Origin of the sequence: Streptomyces sp. SID3343, assembly GCF_009865215.1 — a bacterium.
Classification (GTDB): domain Bacteria; phylum Actinomycetota; class Actinomycetes; order Streptomycetales; family Streptomycetaceae; genus Embleya.
In genome coordinates, this window is the sequence record NZ_WWJX01001434.1 from 1 (window position 1) to 3,436 (window position 3,436).

The following is a 3,436-nucleotide window of genomic DNA, read 5'->3' on the forward strand; positions in this document are numbered from 1 at the left end:
CGCCGCCCGCCGCTCGGCTCCACCGCCCCGCCCCCGCCCGGCTCTCGGCGGGTGAGGCGTCTCAGCGAGAGACGCGGTTGTGGGTCAGGAAGCGCGCGATCGTCCCGATCGCCTCGACCGACTCCGGGATCAGCGGTTCGATCGCCGGCCACGCGTGCGGTACGTCGGGTATCAGGTGCGCCTCCACCGACACCCCGGCCGCCGCCGCCCGCGCGGCGAACGCCGTACTGTCCCCGAGCAACGCCTCGTGGCAGGACGCGAGCACCAGCACCGGCGGCAACCCGGCCAGGTCCGCGAACAGCGGCGACGCGAGCGGATCACCCGGATCGTGCAGTTGCAGATACAGCTCGGCGGCCTCCTGCAGCGACTTCTTCGAAATCAGCTGATCCGTGGCCGCGTTGGAGTCGTACGTCGGCTTGGTGACCGTCAGGTCCACCCACGGCGACAGCAGCACCATCCCGGCCGGCATCGGCACCAGCGCGCCGCGCGCCGCGAGCGCGAGCCCCGCCGCCAGGCCACCCCCCGCCGAGTCGCCGCCCACGAACGGCGGGAAGCCGTCGCTCTTCGCCGACTCCTGCGCGATCACGCTGTACACGCTCGCCGCGTCGTGCAGCGCGCCCGGGAACGGCACCTCGGGGGCCAATCCGTAGTCCGGCAGGACCACCCTCGCCCGCGCCGCGAGCGCGATCCGCGATCCGATCCCCAACCAGCCGTCCGCGTCGCCCATGCGGTAACCGCCACCGTGGAAGTACAGCAGCGTCAGCGCGGGATCCGGTACCTCCAGGAACGTGCACGGCACGCCGCCCAGCAGCTCCTGACGCACCGTCACGCCCGGCTCGGGGTCCTCGCGATAGGCCGCCGTGCCCCTGCGGCGCGCCTCCAGCTCCTCGGCTGCGGGACGCCCGCCGCGCAGTGCCGGCAGATTCCAACCGTCCAGGCTCATCGTCTTGCCTCTCCCCCTCGCCCGCGCCGCTCGCGCGGGTCCGCCGACCTTGTTCCCCACACGGGACGGGTCAGTCCCACAAGGCAGGAAGCTTCGGGCAATCCGGGGCGCGGAGCAAGCGAATCCCGGACCCGGATCCGGCGATTGGCCGGGTTGTGACATGGGCGCACGGCAATTCCACGCCGAGCGCGGCGTTCGGTTCGTACCATGTGGCCCGCGGGGTCCTTCGAACCGCTCCCGGACCGGCGCCGGGGAAACGGTTGTCGCACGGACGACAGCAGGAGGGGGGTCCGTCGCATGGTGGTCCGGGTACGTGTTCTCGGCCATGTCTGCGTCGACGGGCCGGCCGGTCGCGCCGCGGAGGAGTTGCTCGGTGGTCCGCAGGCACAACTGGTGTTCGCCGCGCTCGCCCTGGGCCGCCGGCACCCGGTCCCGCGCGAGGAACTCGCCGCGCTGCTGTGGCCCGAGCAGGCGCCCAAGTCGTGGGAGGGCGCGCTGCGCGGCGTACTCAGTCGCGTCCGGGCCTTCCTGGGCCACGCGGGCTACGACGCGTCGTCGGTGCTGCGCCATCGGGCCGGCTGCTACGTGTTGTCCCTGCCCGAAGGCACCGAGGTGGACGTGGAGGCGGCCGAGGGCGCCCTGATCGAGGCGGAGGCACTCGCGGTACACGGCGCGTTCGCGCAGGCCCGCTCCCGGGCGCACGACGCCCACGAGATTCTCGCCTTGCCGTTCCTGCCGGGACTGGACGGCGACTGGGTCAACGACCGTCGCACCCGCTGGCGATCGGCCCGCCTGCGCGCCCTCACCGTCTCGGTGACCACCGAACTGCACCTGGGCCGCACCGACGCGGCGGTGACCCGCGCGGTCCAACTCGTGGACCTGGACCCGTTTCGCGAGAGCAGCCACCGCCTGCTGATGACCGCGCACGCGGCCGGCGGCGACCGGGCGGCCGCGTTGCGCGCGTACGAGAGTTGTCGGCGCCTGCTCGACAACGAACTGGGCGTGGGCCCCTCCCCCGAGACCGAATCGGCCTTTCTGCGCCTGCTCGGCGGCGACGCCGGCTCGCAACCCCTGCCCGTCCCCGCCCCGGCGGCCCGCTTCACCTCCCCCGCGCCCACCCAGCCGCCCCCGCCGCCCACCAACCCACCGCACAGCGCGCCGGGCCCGATCGTGGGCCGCACCGCCGAGTTGCGGGTGCTGGCCGACGCGTGCGGCGGCGACGGCGGCCCGCAGGTGGTCCTGGTCAGTGGTGACGCCGGCATCGGCAAGTCCTACCTGCTGCACGAGTTCGCGCTCCGGGCCGCGCCCGACGCGCTCGTGCTGAGCGGGCGCAGCGACGAGGGCGTCGCGGCCCCGTTCCAGCCGTTCGTGACGATGCTGCGCGCGCATCTGGCGGACGTCGCGGCCGACGCACTGCGCGAGCGGGTCGGCGACCTGGGCGGCGAGTTGCACCGGCTGTTGCCGGAGTTGCCCTTCGAGCCGGCGGGCCTGACCCAACCGGCTGGTCCGCCCGACTCGGACACCGAGCGCTACCGGTTGTTCGAAGCGGTGGCCGGGGTGTTTCGGCACGCGGCCGCCAAGCGCGATCTGATCCTGCTGTTCGACGACGTGCACTGGTCGTCGATGTCCACGATGTTGATGCTGCGACACGTCGCCCGCGCGCTCCGGGGTTCGCGCGCGGTGATCGTGGTCGCCTACCGCGACACCGTCCTGGGCCCGGCGCACCAGATGACGCGGCTGATCGCCGACCTGTACCGCGACCTGCACCCGATGCACGTACCGCTGGGCGGCCTCGACGTCGCCGCCCTGGTCGAACTCGCGCATGTGCTCGCCGGCCCGCTGCCACCGCGCGCGGAGGAGATCCGGGCCCGCGTGCTGCGCGAACTCAGTGACGGCAACCCGCTGCTCGCCACCGAGTTGCTGCGCCAGTGGGCCGACGTGACGAACTGGTCCGCGCTCGCCAAGAGCGTGCCCACCGATGTGCCGCGCCGCGTGCGCAACGTGCTGCGCCAACGGCTCCTGGGCCTGCCGCAGTCCACGTTGGAGGCGCTGACGGTGGCCGCGGTGGTGGGCTCGTCGTTCGACATCGACCTCGTCGCGGCGGTGCATCCGGGCGGGTTCGACACGGTCGTGGACGCCTTGGACGACGCCGAGCGCGCGCATGTGGTGCGCGGCGAGGAGGGCGACCGGCCGGGCCGATTCACCTTCGTGCACGCGCTCGTGCGCTCGACGCTGTATCAGGAACTGCCCACGGCCCGGCGGTTGCAGTTGCACCGCAAGGTGGGCCTCGCATTGGAGGCGCGCGGCGACCGTGACGCGCATCTGCCCGAGTTGGCCCACCACTTCCGGCTGGCCTGCCGGTTCGGCGAGGCCGCGCGGGCCCTGGACTACGCCCGCCGGGCCGGCGACGAGGCCCGCGACGGCGGCGCGTTCGAGGTGGCGGCCGAGCACTACCGGCTGGCCCTGGAGGTGCTGCCGATGGTGACCGAGCCG

2 protein-coding genes are annotated in these 3,436 nt (G+C 73.7%); one reads left to right on the top strand and one right to left on the bottom strand.

The annotated features are described in order from the left end of the window. Positions 1-61: 61 nt before the first annotated feature. Complete coding sequence (locus tag GT354_RS45870; RefSeq protein ID WP_161363442.1) at positions 62-943, bottom strand: alpha/beta hydrolase fold domain-containing protein; 882 nt, start codon at positions 941-943, stop codon at positions 62-64. A 297-nt stretch (positions 944-1,240) separates the two neighbouring features. On the opposite strand from GT354_RS45870, the gene GT354_RS45875 reads away from it, so the two are divergent. Further along, positions 1,241-3,436: BTAD domain-containing putative transcriptional regulator (locus GT354_RS45875; RefSeq protein WP_161363444.1), on the top strand; the 2,196-nt coding region annotated here is incomplete at its 3' end.